Here is a 21,415-nt window from a genome sequence, read left to right as displayed (position 1 = left end):
GCGCCCCTAGCACGCGCCTGATGACGCTTCAAACCTCCGGCATCGAAGAATGGCTGGAGGCCGAGCGCGATCAGCTCGCGCTGTGGTTGCCGGTGTTCCTGGGTGCAGGCGTAATCCTGTGGTTCGCCTTGCCTGATCCGCGTGCATGGCTCGGGGCGACTTTCCTGGCTCTTGCGGCGGCGGCGTTCGCCGTAGCGCAGCATCGCGGCGGGCGGCTGGCGTGGAGCATCGCCGTGGCCAGTGGGGCGTTGGCGCTCGGGATGATGCTGATCTGGTGGCGGGCGGAGCGCGCCGCGGCGCCGGTGCTGCCGCGCGCAATGGTCGTGCGGTTCGAAGCGCGGGTCCAGCCGTTGCCAGCGCGCGAACTGACCCGGCTTACGATGACGCCGACCCGCTGGCTGGATCGCGCGCCGGATACCGCGCCAACCCGTATCCGCATCAATCTCGCCGAGGCGGACGTGCCCGAAGCGATCGCGCCCGGTGCGGTGGTGTCGATGCGCGCGCGGCTGTTGCCGCCAGCGCCGCCGGCGGTGCCGGGTGCCTATGATTTTCAGCGTGTCGCGTGGTTCGATGGTCTCGGCGCCACCGGGCGCGGGTTCGCGCCGGTGACTGTCCTGTCGGGCGGCGATGCGCGGCAGGGGCTGCGCGTTCGCCTGTCCAGCCACATCCACGCGCAACTTGACGGGAGTGCGGGCGGCATCGCGGCCGCTCTCGCCACCGGGGATATCGGCGCGATCAGCGATGCCGACGCGGAGGCGATGCGGCGCTCCGGGCTGGCGCATCTCCTCTCGGTCAGCGGCCTCCATATCACGGCGGCGGTCGGCATCGCGATGTTGCTCGCCACGCGCCTGCTCGCCCTGAGTAGCCGCCTCGCGTTGACCGGACGGGTGCCGCTGCTGGCGGGCGTGGTGGGGGCGGGCGCCGCGATCGGCTACACATTATTGACCGGCAGCGAGGTGCCGACGATCCGCAGTTGTATCGCTGCGCTCCTGATCCTGGGCGCGCTGGCGCTCGGCCGCGAGGCGGTGACGCTGCGGCTGGTTGCGGCGGGCGCGTTCGTCGTGACACTGTTCTGGCCTGAGTCTCTGGTCGGGCCAAGCTTCCAGTTATCTTTCGCGGCGGTGACGACGATCGTCGCCCTGCACGAGCATCCCATGGCCCGGCGCTGGTTCATGAAGCGGGACGAGGGCTGGATCGCGCGGATATTGCGCGATGGCGGATCGCTGCTCCTCACCGGCCTGATGATCGAATTCGCGCTGATGCCCATCGCGGTGTATCACTTTCATCGCGCGGGGATTTACGGCGCTTTCGCGAACATCGTCGCGATCCCGCTCACCACCTTCGTTGTGATGCCGCTGGAGGCGCTGGCGCTGCTGTTCGACGCGATCGGGGTCGGGGGCCCGCTGTGGTGGCTGACCGGAAAGGCGCTCGCGTTGTTGCTGTGGATCGCGCGAACGACGGCCGCCGCGCCAGGCTCGGTGACGGCGTTGCCCGCAATGCCGGGGGCGGCCTATGCGCTGATGGCGGTCGGCGGATTGTGGCTGGCATTGTGGCGGACGCGATGGCGGCGGCTCGGCTTCATCCCGCTAACTCTCGGTGCGGGCTGGGCGCTGGCAACGCCGGCACCGGACCTGCTTGTTACCGGTGACGGACGGCATGTGGCGATCCGCACCGCGCGCGGCGATCTGGCGATACTGCGCGACCGCACCGGGGACTATGTGCGCGGGATGCTGGCGGAGAATGCCGGCGCGGAGGATGATCCCCTGCCGCTGTCGGAGCAGCCGGATGCCGCCTGCAGTCGGGATGCCTGCATGATCACAAGGATGGCAGGCGGCCGGCGATGGCGCATCCTTGCGACGCGCAGCGGATATCTGCCGGCGTGGGCGCAGATGGTGGCGGCGTGTCGCGCGGCCGATATCGTCGTCAGCGACCGTCGCCTGCCGCGCGCCTGCACGCCGCAATGGTTGCTATTGGATCGCCCGATGCTGGAGAAAACCGGCGGCATCGCCATCAGCCTTGCAAGCGGAAGGATCGCGACGGTTCACGTTGCGGGCGATCGGCATCCGTGGGTCATTGCCGCCAGGACACTAACCTCCGCCGGCGCCTACCCGCGAAAGCCGGAGCGTCGTGCCAGCGAGCGCGATCGCCTCAATCGTAGCGACGCAACAGTCCCGCAAGCTTGCCCTGCACCCGCACCTGCGCCGGCGAATAACGCTGCGGATCGTAGCTCCGGTTGGCCGGATCAAGCCGGACCATCGCCCCCTCGCGGCGGAAATATTTGAGCGTCGCCTCATTGTCGTCGATCAGCGCGACGACGATCTCGCCGTCACGCGCGGTCTCGGTGCGGCGGATCAGCGCGTAATCGCCATCGAAAATACCCGCCTCGACCATGGAATCGCCCGCCACCTCGAGCGCGAAATGCTCGCCTGCCCCCAGCAGTGCCGCGGGAACCGGCAGCGATGACGAACCCTCGAACGCCTCGATCGGCATGCCCGCCGCGATCCTGCCGTGGAGCGGAATTTCGATCACATCATTCGCTGGTTGCGGAAGCGCGCGCTTCGCCGGCTGGGCCTGATCCGCGGACGGCTGACGCTGCGCCGCCTCGATCCGTTCAGGCATCTTCACCACTTCGAGCGCGCGCGCGCGGTTGGGCAGGCGGCGCAGAAAGCCACGTTCCTCAAGCGCGCTGATAAGCCGATGGACGCCAGACTTGGATTTCAGCTCCAGTGCATCCTTCATCTCCTCGAACGACGGAGAAACGCCGGTTTCGGCGAGGCGATCATGGATGAAACAGATCAACTCATGCTGTTTCTTCGTAAGCATCGCGATCCTCCGCAGGCGAACAGACGCGGAACCTTTACGGAACAAGCGAGGAGAGGTCAAGCGATCGGCAGGATTTCCGCCGATTCGCCAATTGCCGCGGGCGGAGCATATGGCTCACGCAGGATCAGGCAGGTCGCGCGCGCCAGCGTCGCGAGCATCGAGCTGTCCTGAATCGCGGCGGTGTAAAGCAGGCCACCGCGCAGTTCCGCACGTAGATAGTCCGTGCGCTCGTTATTGGCCGGCAGGGGCTCGCCGAGCGTCGCGCGCGTGGTTTGCGGCAACGGATCGCGCGCGCCCGCGATCGCCGCCGCGAGCGGGCGCACGAAAAGCATGCCGGTGACGAAGGCCGACACCGGGTTACCCGGTAGGCCGACGACCACGCAGTCGTCGCGACGCCCAGCCATCATCGGCTTGCCGGGCCGCAGTGCGATCCGCCAGAAATCGATCGCTGTGCCGGCCGCCTCCAGGGCGGGTCGGACAAGATCGTGATCGCCCACCGATGCGCCGCCGGTGGTGACGAGCATGTCCGCCCGGACATTGGCGAACGCTTCGGTAAGAACATCGAGCCGATCGGGGAGGATGCCGAGATCGACGAACTCGACCGGCAGATCCGCAAGCATCGCACGAAGCATCAACCGGTTCGATTCCGGCAGGCCAGTGCCCCCGCCGCTGCCCGGCTCGACCAGTTCGTCTCCGGTGGCGGCCAGCGCGATGCGTATGCGGCGACTGACTGTCACGGTGCGTGCGCCGCCGGTCGCGATCAGCGCAAGGCGCGCGGGGGTCAGCCGGTCGCCGGTGGTGGCGAGCACATCGCTCGCGTGAAAATCGAGGCCGCGCGCGCGGACATTCCGCGTGCGGTAGCGCGGCCCCTCTCCAGCGAGGCGCAGCAACGCGCCGTCGCGCTCCGCTTCTTCCTGCACCAGCACGGTATCGGCGCCCGGCGGCATCGGTGCGCCGGTAAAAATGCGCACCGCCTCTCCGGCATCAATCGCCCCGTCATGGCCATGACCGGCCGCGCTCTCCCCGATCACTCGCCATGGGCCGGGCATATCCGCGAAGCGGATCGCATAACCGTCCATCGCGGACAGGTCTTGCGCCGGCTGGCTGCGTTGCGCGACGACGGGCGCACGAAGATAGCGTCCAGCCGCCTCGATCACCGCCAGTTGCTCGGTATCGATCGTGGGAGCTAGCGCGAGCAGCCGCCGCTGCGCTTCGGCCACCGGCAGAAGGGGAGGATGTGTCATCCCGCCTTCATTGCATGGCCCCGCCGCCGGGGCCACCGCGAGATGATCGACAGCGCGCGACGCCGCCGATAATCTGCGCGCGATGAAGACGTTGCTCGATCCCGATCGCGCGCTGACCGAGGGCCTCGCCGCGATCCGCACGCAATATGACGTTCCCGAAAGCTTTCCGCCGCAGGTGCTCGCGGCGGCCGAAGAGGCGGCGAGGCGCGCGCCTGCCGCGCATGTCGATCGCACCGCGATTCCGTTCGTCACGCTCGATCCGGCGAGTTCGACCGATCTGGATCAGGCTTTCGCGATTGAGCCGGCAGGAAGTGATCTGCTGCTGCGCTATGCGATCGCGGACGTGGCTTGGTTCGTTGACGAGGGTGGCGTGCTCGATGGCGAAGCATGGCTGCGTGGGGAATCGCTGTATCTCCCTGACGGCAAGGCGCCGCTCTATCCGCCGGTGCTTGGCGAGGGCGCGGCGAGCCTGCTACCGAACGGGGACCGGCCCGCTGTGATCTTCATGGTACGTGTGGCGCCGGACGGCGGCGTGCGGCTGGATGGCGTGGAGCGCGCGATGATCCGCAGCCGCGCTAAACTCGCCTATGAGAATGTGCGGCCGGCGGATCTGCCTCCCGGTTTCGCCGATCTCGCCGCACGTGTCGGCGCGGCGGAGGATCGGCGCGGTGCGACGCGCGTCGATCCGCCGGAGCAGGAACTTGCGCGGAACGGTGATGGCCGGCTGCAATTGCGGTTCCGGCCGCGCGCGGCGGCGGAGGATCAGAACGCGGCGATGTCGCTCGCGACCAATCTTGCGGTGGCGGATGCGATGCTGGCGCATCACACCGGGCTGTTCCGCGTCATGCCAGGGCCGGATGAACGCGCGATCGGGCGATTGCGCAACGCTGCGGCGGCGCTGGGGATCGTGTGGCCGGCGGGGACGACGCTCGGCGAATTCCAGCGTGAGCTGGATGGGCATGACGCGCGGCAGGCGGCGATGATGATCGCCATCCGCCGCGCGGGCGAGGGGGCGAGCTACGCGCCCTACCAACCCGGCGTTGTGCCATGGCATGCGGCGGTAGCGGCGACTTACGCCCATGCGACCGCCCCGCTGCGGCGACTGGCGGATCGCTATGTCGTGCAGGCGGCGCTGGCGATCGCGAACGGAGCGCCCGTGCCGGATGTCGTCACCGTCGCGTTCGGCAAGCTGCCCGCGGTTATGGCACGGTCCGGTTCCGTCGCCGGCGCGATCGACCGCGCGGTGATCGACATGGCGGAGGCGGTCACGCTGCACGGTCTGGAGGGGCAGGCGTTCGCCGCGATCATCCTGGATCGCGATGAACGTGGTGCGCGCATCCAGCTCTGCGACCGTCCGGTAGTGGCGCGCGTGGCGACCGATGCCGGCGAGCCGGGTGAGAAGATCTCGGTGCGGCTGGATGATGCCGATCCCGTGCGGCGCGCGTTGCGTTTCACGCGTATCGGCTGAGCGCGCTACCGGCCCAGTGGGTGGCGCGAGACCGGCGTATAGCTTGCACCGCCCTGCCCGAGGCGGCTTTGGTACAGGATCAACTCGCCCATCGTGAAGGGGGCGCTGGTGAGCCCCGAATGCGTCGCCAGCCAGCGCTCGATCGCTGCGCCATGCCCTGCGCTGCGCGGCAGGCGGGCGAGCGTGACATGCGGCAGGTACGCGCGCCGCTCCGGTGCCAGCCCCAGTCGCACCAGCGCATGATCGACCTTGCGATGCAGCGTGGCCAGTTCGGCATGAGGAGTGATGGCGGCCCATAGCGCATCGGATCGGCCGCGCTTGTCGAATTGTCCCACGCCGGCGAGCCGCACTTCCGGGATCGAAGCGGACACGCCGGACAGTGCGTGTGCGATCTCCTCCGCCAGCGGACGATCGACATCGCCGATGAAACGCAGCGTCAGGTGAAGCTGTGCATCGGTCTGCCAGCGCGCGGCAGGCACGCCGCTCATCACCGCGGACAGCGCGGCGCGGATCGACGCAGGCGGGCGGAGCGCGGCGAACAGACGATACATGCGACGATGCCTTTGTAACGAAAGATTGCTTTCGGGCGGTTCGCTTGAAAATTGCGGCGGGACGGGCAATATTTCCCTCATTCCCGCGCATTTCTTTGCGGGATAAAGGAGCGAAGTGACAATGGCTAACTGGTCTGACCCCCGGCCGACCGCCGCCCCGTTCGGGACGAGCGCCGCCGATACGCGGGCTGCCGCGTATGACGCGGGTCTCCGGTCCTATATGCTCTCGGTCTATAACTATATGGCCTCGGGCGTTCTGTTGACCGGGATCGTGGCGTTGCTGTTCGCCAGCGGCGGACGCGACAGCCTCGCGGCACAGGTTTTCATGGCGCCGGGCATCCTGAAATATCTCGTGATGTTCTCGCCGCTGGCCTTCGTGCTGGTGCTGAATTTCGGTATCAACCGCCTGTCGACGGGTGCGACGCAGCTGATCTTCTGGGCCTTCGCCGCCGTGATGGGCGTGTCGATGTCCACGATCTTCCTCGTCTATACGGGCACGTCGATCGCGATCACCTTCTTTGCGACCGCTGTCGCCTTCCTGTCGCTGAGCATCTACGGCTACACGACGAAGCGCGATCTGTCGGGCTTCGGCACCTTCCTCATCATGGGTGTCGTCGGCATCATCGTCGCGTCGCTGCTCAACCTGTGGTTCAAGTCGCCCGCGATGGCGATGGTCATCAGCGCGGTCGGCGTGCTGCTGTTCGCCGGTCTTACCGCGTATGACACGCAGCGGATCAAGAGCATGTACGCTTATGTCGCCGGCACCGACATGATCGGCAAGACGGTGATCATGGGCGCGCTGTCGCTCTATCTAGACTTCATCAACATGTTCCAGTTCCTGCTGTCCTTCATGGGCCAGCGCGACTGAGACCATCGGTCTCAGACCGAACGTTCGAGAAGGCCCGGCGACGATCCGCCGGGCCTTTTTCGCGTCTGTCACGCTTCTGCGGCGCTACGATCTGTTAACCATCGCGGTGGCAGACTGCGGCAGAGGAAGACAGGGACTGATCGATGACCGCTCTCGCCAAGCCCAAGGATGCCCGTCGCGCACCGCGTGCGCCTGCGGAGTGCCGCGCCACCGCGCGTGTCGCGGTTTCCGTCGAGGTGGTCGATGCCTCGTCGAACGGCATTCGGGCGCGGATGTCGATCCCGTTGCCGGTGGGGACGACGCTGAAGATTGGTCTGCCGGGCGGGGTGCAGCGCCACGCGCGTATCATCTGGGCCAGCGATGGGGAGATCGGGTGCGAGTTCCTTGCCCCACTGGCGATCGATGAGCTCGATCTGCTCCTTGCGGCCGCCCCCGACGCGCGACCACGCTGACGCCGGCGTGCTCACGCGGCACGAGAGCTTGCTTCAACTGCACGACGGATAACCCCTTAAATAGGTCATGCCGCGCTTTTCGCCGCTTGAAATTATATTTCAAGCAAGCGAAATAGCCGTGCGCGCCGGCGAAAGAGGCGCGAGTCTGGAGAGAGCATGTCCGGCGAGCCTGTTCGCAGCAATTTGAAGCCATTGTCGCTCCACGTGCCGGAGCCTAAGTTCCGCCCCGGCGACGACGTGGATTTCTCCGCTGTCGACGTGCCTCCAGCCGGCGCCGCGCCGCGCCCCGATACGCATGCGGCGGCATCGTCCTTCACCGATCTGGCATACACCATGGTGCGCGTGCTGGATGAGCAGGGCCAGGCGGTCGGGCCGTGGAATCCGCGCCTCTCACCGGATACGATGCGCCGGATGCTGCGTCACATGGCGCTGGTCCGTGCCTTTGACGAGCGCATGTTCCGCGCGCAGCGGCAGGGCAAGACCAGCTTCTACATGAAGTCGCTGGGCGAGGAGGCGGTGGCGGTCGCCGCTGCCTATGCGCTGGAACACGATGATATGTGTTTCCCCTCCTATCGCCAGCAGGGGCTTCTGATCGCGCGGGATTGGTCGATCGTCGACATGATGAACCAGATCTATTCGAACCGCGCCGATCGCCTGCAGGGCAAGCAGCTTCCGATCATGTATTCGGTGCGCGAGGCGAGCTTCTTCTCGATCTCCGGCAACCTCACGACGCAATATCCGCAGGCGGTGGGCTGGGCGATGGCGTCCGCATCGAAGGGCGACACCCGCATCGCGGCGACATGGTGTGGCGAGGGATCGACGGCGGAGGGCGATTTCCATTCCGCGCTCACCTTCGCCACCGTCTATCGCGCGCCGGTGATCTTCAACGTCGTCAACAATCAATGGGCGATTTCCAGCTTCTCGGGCTTTGCGGGCGCGGAAGCGACCACCTTCGCCGCGCGCGCGGTGGGTTATGGCATCGCCGGTTTGCGCGTTGACGGCAACGATGCGCTCGCGGTCTATGCGGCGACGCTCTGGGCGGCCGAGCGCGCGCGCACCAACGCCGGGCCGACGCTGATCGAGCATTTCACCTATCGTGCCGAGGGCCATTCCACCTCCGATGATCCGAGCGCCTATCGCTCCGCGGGAGAGCCAAACGCCTGGCCGCTCGGGGATCCGATCCGGCGGTTGAAGGATCATCTGATCGCGATCGGCGAATGGGACGAGGAACGCCAGGGCACCATGGACCGCGAAGTCGCCGAACAGGTGAAGGCGGCGCAGAAGGATGCCGAGAAGAACGGTATCCTTGGTCATGGTCTGCATCAGCCGCTCGACAGCATGTTCGACGGCGTGTTCGAGGAAATGCCCTGGCACCTCCAGGAACAGCGGCAGATGATGATGGACGAGGAAACGGCTTCGGGCCGTCCCTGGGCGCGCAAGGGGTGATGTCAGTGTCCGAAACGATTGAAACGGAAGCGGTGTCCGACGCGGGCGAGATCACCCGCATGAACATGATCCAGGCGATAAATTCTGCCATGGACGTGATGATGGCGCGCGATCCCAATGTGATCGTGATGGGGGAGGACGTGGGCTATTTCGGCGGCGTCTTCCGCGCCACCGCGGGCCTTCAGAAGAAATACGGCAAGACGCGCGTGTTTGATACGCCGATCACCGAATGCGGCATCATCGGCGTCGCGGTGGGAATGGGTGCCTATGGCCTTCGCCCGGTGCCGGAAATCCAGTTCGCCGATTATATCTATCCCGCGCTCGATCAGGTTGTCAGCGAGGCGGCGCGACTGCGCTATCGCTCCGATGGCGAATTCATCGCGCCGCTCACCGTGCGCTCGCCCTTTGGTGGGGGGATCTTCGGCGGCCAGACGCACTCGCAATCGCCCGAAGGGATCTTCACTCACGTATCGGGCCTGAAGACGGTGATCCCGTCCACGCCTTACGATGCCAAGGGGCTGCTGATCGCCGCGATCGAGGATAATGATCCGACGATCTTCTTCGAGCCCAAGCGCATCTACAACGGCCCGTTCAACGGCCATTGGGATCGCCCGGCCGAAAATTGGTCGAAACACCCCGCGAGCGAGGTGCCCAGCGGCTATTACCGCATCCCGCTAGGCAAGGCGAACATAGTGCGCGAGGGCGAGGCGCTCACGATCCTCGCTTACGGCACGATGGTTCACGTCTGCCTCGCCGTTGTCGCCGAGGCCGGGGTAGATGCGGAGGTGATCGACCTGCGCACGCTCGTGCCGCTCGATATCGAGACGATCGAGGAGTCGGTGAAGAAAACCGGACGCTGCATGATCGTTCACGAGGCGACGCGAACTTCCGGCTTCGGCGCGGAACTTTCCGCACTGGTGCAGGAGCGGTGCTTCTATCACCTCGAGGCGCCGATCGAGCGCGTCACCGGGTTCGACACGCCCTATCCGCACAGTCTGGAGTGGGCCTATTTTCCAGGGCCGGTGCGGATCAGCCAGGCGCTCAAAAAGATTCTGAAGGACTGATGACGATGGCGCGTTTCAACTTTCGGTTGCCTGATATCGGCGAGGGGATTTCCGAAGCGGAAATCGTGGCGTGGCATATCAAGGTTGGTGATCGGGTCGAGGAGGACCAACAGATCGCGGACATGATGACCGACAAAGCGACCGTGGAAATGGAGAGCCCCGTTTCCGGCACCGTCGTGGAGTTGGCAGGGGAAGTCGGCGAGCAGGTCTCGATCGGCGCGACCCTGGTCGTGATCGAGATGGAGGGCGAAGGCGAGGCGGAGGAAGAAGCGGCAGCAGCGATCACGGCGGAAACGCCGGGGGCGGCGGTGGTCGAGCCGGTTGCGGTCGAAAGCTTTTCGCATCCTGAACTTTCCAGCACCGCCCCGGCTTCGGTGTCTCTGGCGGAAGAGGAGATCGCGCCCGCGGCGCCTGCGCCTGCGTCGGCAGAAACGCAGCGTCATGTGCTCGCGTCGCCAGCTGTGCGTGCACGCGCGGACGATCTCGGCATCGATCTGTCGCATGTTAAGCCGGCCGAGGGGGATCGTATCCGCCACGCCGATCTTGACGCTTATCTCCGCTATGCCTCAGGGCAAGGCTATCACGCGCCGCACGCCGCAAACGCGCGCGCCGACCAGCAGATCAAGGTTATCGGGATGCGCCGTCGCATCGCCGAGAACATGGCCGCGTCGAAGCGCCACATTCCCCACTTCACCTATGTCGACGAGATTGACGTAACCGAGCTCGAGCGGGTGCGCGCCGATCTCAATGCAACGCGTGGAAGCCGGCCGAAGCTGACGATGCTGCCGTTGCTGATCGTCGCGATTTGTCGCACATTGCCCGAATTCCCGATGCTCAACGCGCGGTACGATGATGAGGCCGGAGTCGTTACGCGTTCGGGCCGCGTGCATCTCGGGATGGCAACACAGACCGATGCCGGTCTGACGGTGCCCGTCATCCGAGACGCGCAGGATCGCAATATATGGCAACTCGCCAGCGAGATCGGGCGTCTTGCGGAGGCCGCGCGGGCGAACAAGCTGAAGCCTGATGAATTGGGTGGCGGAACGATCACCGTGACCAGTCTTGGCCCGCTTGGTGGTATCGCGACAACTCCGGTTATCAACAGGCCCGAAGTCGCTATCATCGGCCCGAACAAGATCGTCGAGCGCCCGGTTTTCCGGGGCGACGAGATCGTTCGCGCGAAGCTGATGAATCTGTCGATTAGCTGTGATCACCGCGTCGTGGACGGATGGGACGCCGCAAATTATGTGCAGGCGCTTCGTAAGCTGCTCGAAACGCCGGTATTGTTATTCGCGCAATGAGAAAAGCGGCGCCGGTCTGATGACTGCGACCGGCGCCTGCCTATACTATACCCTGCGACCGGTGAAAAGCTGGACCAGACCGACGACAAGCGCGACGATGAGAAGGATATGAATCAGTCCGCCGGCGATGTGCAGGCTGAAACCAAGCAGCCACAGGACCAGCAGGATCACAACAATCGTCCAAAGCATCGCATCTCTCCGTAATGTCTTGAAGCGAGAACGTGGATTGTGTCGGAATCGTTCCGGGTTTGTGACAATATTTGTCTGATCGCGATGTACGAAACCGCCTCAATGAAATGCCGCGTTGAGGGCGATTGTCACGGCGTGATCCTGCCCGTCGCTGCCACCCTGGATGAAGCGGTGCTGGTTCATATAGCCCAGTTCGACATTCAATCCTGTCACGATCGGGGTGTACAAGGTTACCGCGTTGCGCATGCGTTCCTCACCTTCGATCGCCTGAAACTTCGTGCGGTTGAGATCGATGAAACTTTCATGGCTGATCGCGATTCCGGTCTGCCCTTGGGTAGCAAGCGGCAGGGCAATGCGGACGAAGGGGCGCACGCGCCAGCCCGTTCCCACCATGCCTTCACGCCAGCGTTGCTCGCCGCGCAGTCGCAGAGCCATGCTTAGTCGGCCCAGCCGGATATCGTCGAGTGTCACCTGCTCGCGTGCGCGGTGCTCCATGATCGCGAATCTCCCGGCGTCGTAATTCGGATCATGCGTATAGCCGGCCCATAAGATCAGATTCGGCGCTAGGCTGTAACCGATGAGCGAATTGCTCTCGACCTCGTAAAGGCCGTGGCGTTGATCGCTGATCCTGGTTACGATTTCCTGCGAAAACCGCCATTTATCGCTGACTCGCACAGTGGCGAACTCGGTTAGCCAAAGCTGTGAATCGTCGCTCGCCCATGCCGATGTGGGGAAAAGCGCGATTGCCGCAGACATCATAAAGCAAGACCAGGGCGCGCGCATTGCACAACTGATGCGCATATGCGTGATACATCCGCAACAAAACTATTTGCGTGCGGGATGGATCAGGAGGCCAGCGCGGCCTCCGCCTGTGCAAGCGCGGTCGGATCGTCCACGTCCAGCCACCAGGCGTCCCCGATATCGACCACGCGCGCTCCGCCGCGATGCGCGAGCGCCTCGACTCCAGCGGAGATCGATCCGTTGCCGCCCGCCGCGATGCTATCACGCAGCGCAGCATGGAACCGGCCATCGACGGCGAACACCCCACAATCGAACGCGTCGTAATCGGCAAGATGCTTGCCGATCGCGGCGATCCGGTCCCCGCTTGTGCGGACCCGGGTCACGTCTTCGAGATCGACCAACGGATTGTTCAGGCGGCGATCGATCGCCAGTGTCAGCGGCGCATCCGGCGCAGCAAGCGTGTGTGCCACGATCGCCGGATCGAAAAGATGGTCTGACATCATCAGCAGGTGCCGCTCCGGCCCGATCGCATCCGCGCCCGTGAGCACCGAATGCCCGTTGGCGCGCGACCAGTCAGTCGTCCGGATGCAGACGATGCTCGAATCCAGCCCGCGCAGATAGCTTTCCACGGCGTCAGCCTCATGCCCCGTCACCACCGTGAAGGCGGTAGCGCCGCCGGCACGAGCCGCCGCGATGACACGCGCGATCAGCGGAACACCGGCAACCTCGGTCAGCGGCTTCGAAGGGGACACCGCGCGCAGCCGGCTGCCAAAGCCGGCTGCGACGATGAGTGCCCTCACTCGGCGGCGAGCCGCGCGTCGGCGTGGATGAAGTCGTCGGTCATCTGCGCCGCGATATCGTCGGTATATTGTTCCGGCGGATGCTTGCAGAAGAAGGAGGACGGTCCGGTCAGCGCGCCGGCGATGCCGCGATCGAGCGCGAGCTTGCAGCAGCGGATCGCGTCCACCACCACGGCCGCCGAATTCGGGCTGTCCTCGACCGAAAGGCGCAGTTCAAGGTTCATCGGCACGTCGCCGAACAGATTGCCCTCAAGCCGCAGGAAGCACAGCTTGTTGTCATGCAGCCACGGAATATAGTCCGACGGGCCAACGTGGATATTCTCGTCGGCGAGCCGCTCGGCGAGGACGGCCTGCACCGCCTCCGTCTTCGACTCCTTCTTGCTCGATAGGCGATTGCGGTCGAGCATGTTCATGAAGTCGGTATTGCCGCCGGTGTTGAGTTGGTAAGTGTGATCGATCGTCACCCCGCGGCTGCGGAACAGATTGGACAGCACGCGGTGTACGATCGTCGCGCCGACCTGCGCCTTCACGTCGTCGCCGATGATCGGCAGCCCGGCGTCGGCGAAGCGGGCTTCCCACTCCGGCTTGGACGCAATGAACACGGGCATGCAATTCACGACGGCAAGACCCGCCTCGATCGCGCACTCCATATAGAATTCGGTTGCGGCCTGGCTGCCGACCGGAAGGAAGTTCACGAGGATCTCGGCGCCGGAGTCCTTCAGCGTCTTCACCACGGTAGCGCGATCCGCGTCTGGCGTGCTGTCCACTTCGAAGCCGCGATCGTTGGCGGCAACGAGCATATGCTCTGCGACCCCGTCGAGCTTCGCACCCATCTGCACGACGGTGCCCGTCTTTGGCACGTCGGCGTGGAACACCTTCGTGCAGTTCGGCTTGGCGAAGATCGCCTCGCCCAGATCGATCCCGACCTTGCGCGAATCGACGTCGAACGCGGCGACGAATTCTATATCGCTGACCTTGTAGCCGCCGACATCCTCGTGGATCAGGCCATGGGCCGTGTTGCCGGCACTATAATGATATTTTCCCTGCACCAGGCTGCTTGCGCAATTACCAACCCCGATGATGGCAACCTTGATCGTCGACATTAAACCCCCGCTTTGCCGGCTGCCGCCGGCGGATGACCGATTAATGTCAACGTCGTGACAGATGCGCCACGCCTGTCAAGCGATCCCCGCACCTGTTATCCGGTGGAAAAGGGGACTTCGTCTTGGAATCGAGTGAATTGCCTGCGTTTGTTACAGGAAAGCCGCGCGAACTGCAGGGTTTCCTGAACCGGACTGCCTACCATCCGGCGGCGCGCCGACTCGCGGCGGCGCTCGCGCGCACCCCGATCACGCCCAATATGGTATCGATATTCGGCGCCGCGATGGTTTGCGGGGCGGGTGTGCTGTATGCGCTGATCGCGACCCCGCTGGCGATCGCGATCGGTTTCGCGCTCCACCTGCTCTGGCATGTCGTTGACGGTGCGGATGGCGATCTTGCCCGGATGACGGGCAGGGCCAGCCCGCGGGGCGAGGTGATCGACGGGTTGTGCGATTACGGCGGGCACACGGTGCTTTACCTTTTGCTTGGCTATGCGCTGCAACAGAGCTTCGGCCCGCTGATCTGGCTCGTGGTGGTGGGGGCGGGCGCGTCGCGCATTGTGCAGTCCGTCTTCGCTGAAAGTTCGCGCCGGACATACCAGTGGTGGGTCTATGGCGTGCCGTGGATCCAGCAGAATCGCGCCGTCGCTTCGGTCGGTCTGGGCGGGGCGCTTGCTGGCTTTTACCTGAAGGTATCACGCGCGATCACCGGGCCGACCGAGCGGATCAACATCCTGGTGACCAGCGCTGAAGCCGATCCGGCGGAGCGCCGGCGCATCGCGAGGCTGGCGAATGAATCCGGGCGACGCACATTGCTCCTGCCCGCCTTGCTGGGGGCGAATCCGCGCACAGTCTTGCTGGGGTTGAGCATGATCGCAGGCTCCTCCGTCTGGTTTTTCCTGGTCGAACTCACGATCTTCAATCTGCTGCTGCTGGTCGCAATCATGCGACAACGCGCCAATTGTCAGCGCCTTGCCCGTCTCATCGCGAGCGGCAGGGAGTGATGCGGGGAACCGGGCCACGTCGAGAATGGTTCGTCATCGGAACAGAATTTCAGGGAGAAGATGTGATGCGCGTGATGGTGGTAATGGCCGGAGCACTGGCGCTGGCCGCGTGCAACGATGGCGAAGGCAGAATGCATACTGGTGCGCCTGTCGCGGGCGGGGCTCGCGCGGTGGCGCTGCTCAAATCGGCGACTGGCGCGGATATAGGCCGCGCGACCGCGACGGAGGTGGCGGGCGGCCTGCGCATCACCGTTGATGCGAAAGCACTGGCGCCCGGGAAGCATGGCGCTCACGTCCATACCGCGGGTCGTTGCGACGCGCCCGATTTCGCCAGCGCCGGCGGCCATTGGAACCCGACCAATATGAAGCACGGAGCGATGAACCCTCAGGGCCCGCACGAGGGCGATCTGCCAAATCTGGAGATCGATTCCCGCGGGCGCGGGACGGTCGCGATGATGATTCCTGGCGCGACGATGACCGGCCTTCTCGACACAGACGGCGCCGCGCTGGTCATTCATGCCAGCGCCGACGATCTGATGACCGATCCGGCGGGTAACAGCGGTGCGCGGATCGCGTGCGGGGTGTTCCAGGCCGGGTGAGGGCGCGGCTCAATCAGCTTTCAGGTTGCGGCTTACCTTGACGAGCGTCGGGTCGCCTTCCAGCGGCGCGACGCTAAGTCCCAGTTCGCGCTCCAGACTGACCGCGGCGACATTGTCTCGTGACTCGATCGCCTCCACCCAATGGGCGCCCTGCGCGCGCGCCTGATCCATCGCGAAGCGCATCAATTCCCAGCCGATGCCGTGCGCCTTGTGATCCGTGCGCACCGCGACCGCCACCTCGGCGCGCTCGCCGCCCGGATCGAAGCATAACATCGCGAGCGCGAGCAGGCGGCCGTTACCGGCATCTGTCGCCAGGAATGTGCGGTCACGCCCGTCGTTACGCGTCATCGCCTCGATCAGCGAGCGGCCGACCCGGCTTGACGTGGCCAGAAAGCGGAAACGACGATCTTCGGGGGAAAGCTGATCGAAGAACTGGTCGATGAGAAACTCGTCGCCCGGCTGGGCGAGCCGTATGTCCAGTTCGGTGCCGGCGCGCGTGGTCAGTTTGCTCGTAGGCTGCTGCATGTCTTGACCTTTCGATGCCGGACGACGGATGATGCTGGCCGCACTGAACCTATGCTCCTCGTCCGCCTTTGACCATCGTCAAAGCGCACCCGCGCACGGGCGCGCAGTCTCCGCGTCGATGCCCCTGGGATGTGTTGCGATGACCGAGCTTGCCGATCCGTCAGGCCATGAAGCCATCGAACCGACGCTCGATACGATCGAGGAGGATCATGCCATCCAGCGCGCATTGTGCCGGGATCTGGAGGCGCTGGCCGATGGCCTGCCGAAGCTGCCGCCGCTGCCGGAGGTGCGTCGCCTGTGCGATTGCGTGATGCGGGTGGGAGGCACGCATCTCGTCCGCGCGGAGCTGGTGCTGGAACGGTTGCCAGCCGGTCGGCGGCCGAGCGACCCCGAACTGGAAATGTTGCGCGAGATGCATGCGCTGGATGCAACACACAGCGACGATCTGGTGGCGGCGCTGTGGGAGCATGTCGGGCGGGAGCCAAGTGCCCATGTCGGGCAGCTATCCTATATGCTGCGATGCTTTTTCGATGGTTGTCGCCGCGCGATCGCGCTCAAGGAGAGCTGGATCGCCGCGGCGCGGCGCGCGGACATCAGCCCGGGTTAGCTATAGCTTCCAGCGACCGGCGATTAACGATCGTGCAGTCGCGTTCACCTTTGGCGAATTCGATGATTCCGGCGGTTTTCAATCGTGTGAGGTGACGGCTGACGGTTTCGATGGTCAATCCAAGGAAACCGGCCATTTCGCCCCGGCTTATCGGGATCTGCACCCGTACATGCCCCGTCGGGTCGAGCGATCCGGTGCGCTCCGCCAGTTCCAGCAGGAAGCCGGCTACCCGTTCGCGCGCATCCTTGCGGCCCAGCGCCAGCATCCGCTCCCGCGCTTCATCGAGCGACGCCATCGTTCGTTCGAGCAGCAAGCGTTCCATCCGCGGGTAGGTGTGCAGCGCCTTCTCGAAGCTCGCGCGGGGAAAGGTGCACAGATCGGTGTCGGTCAATGCGGTGACGGTCAGCGATGCCTCGGTGACGAATAGCTGGCCGACGAAATCACCCGGAAAGAGCAGCCCCACGATCTGTTCCCGGCCGTCGGCGGTAGAGGCGGAAACCTTGAGCGCGCCTGACACGACGTTGGCGCAGCCGCTGTTCTGATCACCAGCCCAGGTGATGACCTGACCAGCCCCAACCTCGCGCCGGCGGCCGAAGGTGCTAAGCGTGGCAAGCTCGCAATCGCTCATGCTGGCGCACAATGAGGTGTCGCGCACGAGACAATCGAGGCAGCGTTGTGGAACCTCGGTCACGCGATGCTTTCTCGCACTTTATACGCGGCTTGTCAGCAATAGTTATTACCGCTGCGGTCCGCTGCCCGGCCGGATCCGCGCCCATGCCGTCTCCGGCAGCTTCAGCAGCACGGGCAACACGCACACGGCGACGATCGCGATCATGACGCCCGGCATCACCGGCCAGCCGGTCCGCGTGATCAGCAGGTGCGAGAGATAGGGCGTGAGGCCGCCGAACAGAGCCGTCGCCGTGGTCGCACCGAATGCAAGACCGCTGAGCCGACCCTCACCGGGAAACTGCTCCGCGGTGGTGACCGCGCCGATTGCGCTGACCGCACCGCCGAGGCAGGCGAGGGCGATCGCCCCGGTCAGCGCCATCCAGAAAATGCCCTGCATCATCAACATGAATGTCACGATCGGCAGCAGGATCGCTGCGATGCCAAGCGCGATCAGCACCGGCCTCCGCCCGATCCGGTCGGCGAGCATGCCCGTCGGCGGGGTCACCGCGATCACCGCTACGGCCGCGAGCGTGGACAGCCACAGCGCATTCGCTTCGCTCATCGCGCCCGCGCTGGTGAGGAAACTCGGGACGTATGTGATCCCGACGTAATAAGTGATGGATCCCAGCGCGGAGATCGCGAAGCCGCGCGCGATCGCCACCCGGTGATGCGTAAGGCTCAGTCGCAAGGGCTGCTTCGGCACTCGCTGCTCGGCCTGTTGTCGCAGGAAATCGGGGGACTCCTCGATCGCGGCGCGCGCTATCAACACCAGCCCAGCGAGCGCCGCACCGAACAGGAACGGGATGCGCCAGCCCCAGCTATCCAGACTTGTGCCGTCAAGCATGCCGACCGTCAGTGCCGAAAGGCCCACCGCGAGCAGGCCGCCGATTTCGCTCGCCGCAGAAGCCAGCGAGGTGATGAGCCCCCGGCGCGCGGGAGCCGCGGCCTCGAGCAGATAGGCGACGACGCCGGTATATTCTCCGCCGACCGAGAAGGCCATTATGCAGCGCAGGAGCAGTAATAGCCCGCCCGCCCATGATCCGATCTGCGCGTAAGTGGGGAGCAGTGCCGTCGCGAGCATCGCCAGCGTCATCATCGCCATCGACAGCAGCATCGCCGGTCTGCGCCCGTAGCGATCACCGATATGGCCAAAGGCGATCGCGCCGATCGGCCGCATCAGATAGGCGATGGCAAATCCGGCCAGCGCCTCGCTCAACCCAGCCGAGCCACCACCGAAGAAGGTGCGGGACAGAACGGTCGCGAGATACAGGTAGAGGGTGAAATCATACCATTCGATCACGGTCGAACAGCCGGCGATCACGATCGAACGGGTGGAAAGGCGCGGCGTGACAGCCGGCGCGTGCTCCCCCGGGCCGCGCCCGGATGCGGCGTTTGATGCCCCGTAGGTCAGGGTGCACACGCCTTCAGCCGCAGCGCCGCGTGATCGAAAGCGTCCCAGCAAATCCTGGCCAGGCTGCCGCCGATGCTGCAACGCCGGACGCCAAGTGCGGCGAAACCCGCGATCCGTTCGTCATAGTCGTGAACGAGGACGTTGACCGGCTTCGGCGCGACCGCCGCGACCAGTTCGGCAACCGCGCCATGATCCGCGATCATCGGGACGAACAGACAATCCGCCCCCGCCGCAGCATAAGCGACCGCGCGCGCGATACTGGATGAGGCGGTCATGTCTGGGATGCGGAAATTCTCGTTTCGCCCGATCAGCATCACATCGGGATTGAGCGCGTCGATCGCCGCGCGGGCGGCCGCCAGCCTTTCAACCGCGTGGCCGCGATCATACATCGCGCTTCCGGACCAGTCCTCGATCGATAGTCCGGCTACACCCGTCTCCAGCGCCAGCGTAACATTGGCCGCGAGATCTGCAGGGCTGTCCGCAAAGCCGTTTTCGAAATCGGCATTCACGGGAAGGTCGGTCGCGGAGACCAGCATCCGCAAATGGCGCAGCACCTCGTCGCGCGTAAGTTCGCCGTCGCTTTTGCCCATCGCCCAGGCCGCGCCCGAACTGGTGGAGGCGATCGCCTTGAATCCCAGCGCGGCAAGCCGCACCGCGCTGCCGCGATCCCAGGCATTCGGCAGGATGAAGAAGCCGCGCTCGTGCAGCGTGCGAAACCGGGCCGCGGCGTCGTGAGAATGGCTCATACTATTCCCCCCGCTCCACACCGCGACCAACGCGTAGCTCATTTGCTTACCGTGCTCACGCCGATCGGCAAGTCGGAACGCCGATTTTCGTAATCCAACGGCGTTTTCTTGCCGTGGGTTAAGATAGACGCCGGCTCGGCGCGACTTATTCACCTGCCGTGGCACCGCATGGAACTTCACGCGTGCTCACCCGTACCAATCGGAGCAGATAATCCAGATGATGAGGGCACCGATGTCAGAGCAATCCACACGCCGCACTACCAATGATGCCGGCGCACCGGTGCAGAGCCAGGAACATTCGCTCACGGTCGGACGGGATGGTCCGATCGTTCTCCACGATCATTATCTGCTCGAGCAGATGGCGAACTTCAATCGCGAGCGAATCCCCGAGCGGCAGCCGCACGCCAAGGGCGGCGGAGCATTCGGGCATTTCGAGGTGACGGGAGATGTCGCTCGATACACCAAGGCCCGCGTTTTCCAGCCGGGCGCGAAGGCGGATGTGGCGATGCGCTTCTCCACCGTCGCGGGGGAACGCGGCAGCCCCGATACGTGGCGTGATCCACGTGGGTTTTCGGTCAAGTTCTACACCGAAGAAGGCAATTTCGACATGGTCGGCAACAATACGCCGATCTTCTTCATTCGCGATCCGATCAAGTTCCAGAACTTCATCCGCTCGCAGAAGCGCCGGGCCGACAACGATCTGCGCGATCATGACATGCAGTGGGACTTTTGGACGCTGTCGCCCGAGAGCGCGCATCAGGTCGCCTATCTCATGGGCGATCGCGGCATCCCCAAGACGTGGCGCGAGATGAACGGCTATTCGAGCCACACCTATTCGCTGGTGAACGCGCAGGGCGAGAAATTCTGGGTCAAATTCCATTTCCGCACGGATCAGGGTGATGGCAATGCCTATCTGTCGCAGGCGGAGGCTGACGAGCTGGCGGGCAAGGACGGCGATTTCCATCGTCGGGATCTGTTCAACGCGATCGCGGGGGGGAACCATCCGAGCTGGACGCTATATTGGCAGATCATGCCGTATGAGGATGCCAAGACCTATCGCATCAATCCATTCGATCTCACGAAAATCTGGCCGCATGCCGATTATCCGCTGATCGAGGTCGGCCGGTTGACGCTGACGCGGAACCCGACCGATTTCCATACGGAGATCGAGCAGCTCGCGTTCGAGCCCAACAATATCGTGCCGGGGGTCGGGCTCTCGCCTGACAAGATGCTGTTGGCACGCGGCTTTTCCTACGCCGACGCGCATCGGGCCCGTCTTGGCGTCAATTACAAGCAGATACCCGTGAACCGGCCCGTCGCGCCGGTGAACAATTACTCGAAGGATGGCGCGATGCGGGTCGAGAAGGCGTCCGACCCGGTCTACGCGCCAAACAGCTACGGCGGCCCCGCAGCGCAACACGATCCCTACGAGGCGGGGCTGTGGCACGCTGACGGCGAGATGGTGCGCGAGGCCTATACGTTGCGCGCGGATGACGATGACTGGAGCCAGGCCGGCACATTGGTGCGCGATGTGATGGACGATGCGGCACGGTCGCGGCTGGTGGACAATGTCGTCGGCCATCTGTCTGACGGGGTAAGCGAGAAGATCCTGCAACGGGCATTTGAATATTGGCGGAACATCGATGAGCAAACCGGTAAGCGCATCGAAGCCGGCGTCCGCGAAAAACTGGGCGGTGAATCCAAGGCGCCCGGTTTAGCTTCCGCCGAAGCCGTTCGCGAGGCACAAGCCGCGGAATGACAGGAGCGCGCTCGCGGTCGATCGGGATTTCCTGGCCGGTCGCGGGCG

Annotated in this window: 21 protein-coding genes and 1 pseudogene; 11 read left to right on the top strand and 11 right to left on the bottom strand. The window is 64.8% G+C overall.

Annotated features, from left to right (window positions below):
* Window positions 1-20: 20 nt before the first annotated feature.
* A pseudogene (locus tag ACM61V_RS14505) lies at window positions 21-2,072 on the top strand (ComEC/Rec2 family competence protein); the annotation flags it as partial.
* Between the two features lie 76 nt (window positions 2,073-2,148).
* On the opposite strand, the gene lexA reads toward ACM61V_RS14505, so the two are convergent.
* Both lexA and ACM61V_RS14495 read right to left on the bottom strand, forming a co-directional pair.
* The gene (lexA, locus tag ACM61V_RS14500; RefSeq protein ID WP_137786369.1) at window positions 2,149-2,823 is read right to left on the bottom strand and encodes a transcriptional repressor LexA; all 675 of its coding nucleotides are present in this window, start codon (window positions 2,821-2,823) and stop codon (window positions 2,149-2,151) included.
* Between the two features lie 56 nt (window positions 2,824-2,879).
* Complete coding sequence (locus ACM61V_RS14495) at window positions 2,880-4,067, bottom strand: molybdopterin molybdotransferase MoeA (RefSeq protein ID WP_137786368.1); 1,188 nt, start codon at window positions 4,065-4,067, stop codon at window positions 2,880-2,882.
* Between the two features lie 82 nt (window positions 4,068-4,149).
* Here ACM61V_RS14495 and ACM61V_RS14490 point away from each other — a divergent pair, with 82 nt between their 5' ends.
* On the top strand, window positions 4,150-5,535 hold the full coding sequence (locus tag ACM61V_RS14490; RefSeq protein WP_137786367.1) for an RNB domain-containing ribonuclease: 1,386 nt from the start codon (window positions 4,150-4,152) through the stop codon (window positions 5,533-5,535).
* A gap of 5 nt (window positions 5,536-5,540) precedes the next feature.
* Here the strand turns inward: ACM61V_RS14490 and thpR are convergent, their stop codons facing one another.
* A complete protein-coding gene (gene thpR, locus ACM61V_RS14485; protein WP_137786366.1) occupies window positions 5,541-6,086 on the bottom strand; it encodes an RNA 2',3'-cyclic phosphodiesterase in 546 nt (181 codons plus the stop codon).
* A 121-nt stretch (window positions 6,087-6,207) separates the two neighbouring features.
* Here thpR and ACM61V_RS14480 point away from each other — a divergent pair, with 121 nt between their 5' ends.
* The 5 genes from ACM61V_RS14480 (at window position 6,208) to ACM61V_RS14460 (ending at window position 11,217) form a co-directional block, all read left to right on the top strand.
* On the top strand, window positions 6,208-6,954 hold the full coding sequence (locus ACM61V_RS14480; RefSeq protein ID WP_137786365.1) for a Bax inhibitor-1/YccA family protein: 747 nt from the start codon (window positions 6,208-6,210) through the stop codon (window positions 6,952-6,954).
* 143 nt (window positions 6,955-7,097) lie between these two features.
* A complete protein-coding gene (locus tag ACM61V_RS14475; RefSeq protein WP_137786364.1) occupies window positions 7,098-7,406 on the top strand; it encodes a PilZ domain-containing protein in 309 nt (102 codons plus the stop codon).
* A gap of 156 nt (window positions 7,407-7,562) precedes the next feature.
* On the top strand, window positions 7,563-8,852 hold the full coding sequence (locus ACM61V_RS14470) for a 3-methyl-2-oxobutanoate dehydrogenase (2-methylpropanoyl-transferring) subunit alpha (RefSeq protein ID WP_137786363.1): 1,290 nt from the start codon (window positions 7,563-7,565) through the stop codon (window positions 8,850-8,852).
* 59 nt (window positions 8,853-8,911) lie between these two features.
* Window positions 8,912-9,916, top strand: coding sequence for an alpha-ketoacid dehydrogenase subunit beta (locus ACM61V_RS14465; RefSeq protein ID WP_137786491.1), 1,005 nt, complete (start codon window positions 8,912-8,914; stop codon window positions 9,914-9,916).
* 5 nt (window positions 9,917-9,921) lie between these two features.
* Window positions 9,922-11,217, top strand: a complete 1,296-nt coding sequence (locus ACM61V_RS14460; RefSeq protein ID WP_137786362.1) for a dihydrolipoamide acetyltransferase family protein — start codon at window positions 9,922-9,924, stop codon at window positions 11,215-11,217.
* A 45-nt stretch (window positions 11,218-11,262) separates the two neighbouring features.
* Here the strand turns inward: ACM61V_RS14460 and ACM61V_RS14455 are convergent, their stop codons facing one another.
* The 4 genes from ACM61V_RS14455 to ACM61V_RS14440 all read right to left on the bottom strand — a co-directional run bounded on the left by ACM61V_RS14455 (window position 11,263) and on the right by ACM61V_RS14440 (window position 14,050).
* Window positions 11,263-11,406 carry a lmo0937 family membrane protein gene (locus ACM61V_RS14455; protein WP_137786361.1) on the bottom strand — a complete coding sequence of 48 codons (144 nt, stop codon included), beginning with the start codon at window positions 11,404-11,406 and terminating at the stop codon, window positions 11,263-11,265.
* A gap of 99 nt (window positions 11,407-11,505) precedes the next feature.
* Entirely contained in the window at window positions 11,506-12,165 is a 660-nt protein-coding gene (locus ACM61V_RS14450; RefSeq protein ID WP_137786360.1) for a DUF2490 domain-containing protein, read from the bottom strand.
* Window positions 12,166-12,251: 86 nt separating this feature from the next.
* Complete coding sequence (locus ACM61V_RS14445) at window positions 12,252-12,947, bottom strand: NTP transferase domain-containing protein (protein WP_137786359.1); 696 nt, start codon at window positions 12,945-12,947, stop codon at window positions 12,252-12,254.
* On the bottom strand, window positions 12,944-14,050 hold the full coding sequence (locus tag ACM61V_RS14440) for an inositol-3-phosphate synthase (RefSeq protein WP_137786358.1): 1,107 nt from the start codon (window positions 14,048-14,050) through the stop codon (window positions 12,944-12,946). The genes ACM61V_RS14445 and ACM61V_RS14440 overlap by 4 nt, the downstream gene beginning before the upstream one ends.
* Window positions 14,051-14,172: 122 nt before the next feature.
* Here ACM61V_RS14440 and ACM61V_RS14435 point away from each other — a divergent pair, with 122 nt between their 5' ends.
* Together ACM61V_RS14435 and ACM61V_RS14430 are read left to right on the top strand one after the other, a co-directional pair.
* On the top strand, window positions 14,173-15,051 hold the full coding sequence (locus tag ACM61V_RS14435; RefSeq protein WP_137786357.1) for a CDP-alcohol phosphatidyltransferase family protein: 879 nt from the start codon (window positions 14,173-14,175) through the stop codon (window positions 15,049-15,051).
* 65 nt (window positions 15,052-15,116) lie between these two features.
* Window positions 15,117-15,650: a superoxide dismutase family protein gene (locus ACM61V_RS14430; RefSeq protein WP_137786356.1), complete on the top strand. Its 534-nt coding sequence runs from the start codon at window positions 15,117-15,119 to the stop codon at window positions 15,648-15,650.
* A 9-nt stretch (window positions 15,651-15,659) separates the two neighbouring features.
* On the opposite strand, the gene ACM61V_RS14425 is transcribed toward ACM61V_RS14430, so the two are convergent.
* Window positions 15,660-16,175, bottom strand: coding sequence for a GNAT family N-acetyltransferase (locus ACM61V_RS14425; RefSeq protein ID WP_137786355.1), 516 nt, complete (start codon window positions 16,173-16,175; stop codon window positions 15,660-15,662).
* A 139-nt stretch (window positions 16,176-16,314) separates the two neighbouring features.
* Here ACM61V_RS14425 and ACM61V_RS14420 point away from each other — a divergent pair, with 139 nt between their 5' ends.
* On the top strand, window positions 16,315-16,782 hold the full coding sequence (locus ACM61V_RS14420) for a hypothetical protein (protein ID WP_137786354.1): 468 nt from the start codon (window positions 16,315-16,317) through the stop codon (window positions 16,780-16,782).
* Here ACM61V_RS14420 and ACM61V_RS14415 read toward each other — a convergent pair.
* The 3 genes from ACM61V_RS14415 to ACM61V_RS14405 all read right to left on the bottom strand — a co-directional run bounded on the left by ACM61V_RS14415 (window position 16,769) and on the right by ACM61V_RS14405 (window position 19,608).
* On the bottom strand, window positions 16,769-17,473 hold the full coding sequence (locus tag ACM61V_RS14415) for a Crp/Fnr family transcriptional regulator (RefSeq protein WP_249341497.1): 705 nt from the start codon (window positions 17,471-17,473) through the stop codon (window positions 16,769-16,771). The genes ACM61V_RS14420 and ACM61V_RS14415 overlap by 14 nt on opposite strands.
* A 45-nt stretch (window positions 17,474-17,518) precedes the next feature.
* A complete protein-coding gene (locus ACM61V_RS14410) occupies window positions 17,519-18,775 on the bottom strand; it encodes an MFS transporter (RefSeq protein WP_212742181.1) in 1,257 nt (418 codons plus the stop codon).
* 83 nt (window positions 18,776-18,858) lie between these two features.
* A complete protein-coding gene (locus tag ACM61V_RS14405) occupies window positions 18,859-19,608 on the bottom strand; it encodes an isocitrate lyase/phosphoenolpyruvate mutase family protein (protein ID WP_137786353.1) in 750 nt (249 codons plus the stop codon).
* 232 nt (window positions 19,609-19,840) lie between these two features.
* Between ACM61V_RS14405 and ACM61V_RS14400 the strand changes: the two genes are divergently transcribed.
* A complete protein-coding gene (locus ACM61V_RS14400) occupies window positions 19,841-21,367 on the top strand; it encodes a catalase (protein ID WP_137786352.1) in 1,527 nt (508 codons plus the stop codon).
* Window positions 21,368-21,415 lie beyond the last annotated feature (48 nt).

The organism is Sphingomonas sp. TX0543 (assembly GCF_048565505.1).
In the GTDB taxonomy this organism is placed as follows: Bacteria; Pseudomonadota; Alphaproteobacteria; order Sphingomonadales; family Sphingomonadaceae; genus Sphingomonas.
The sequence above is the reverse complement of the archived record's forward strand: the minus strand, read 5'-3'. Positions and strand labels throughout refer to the sequence as shown.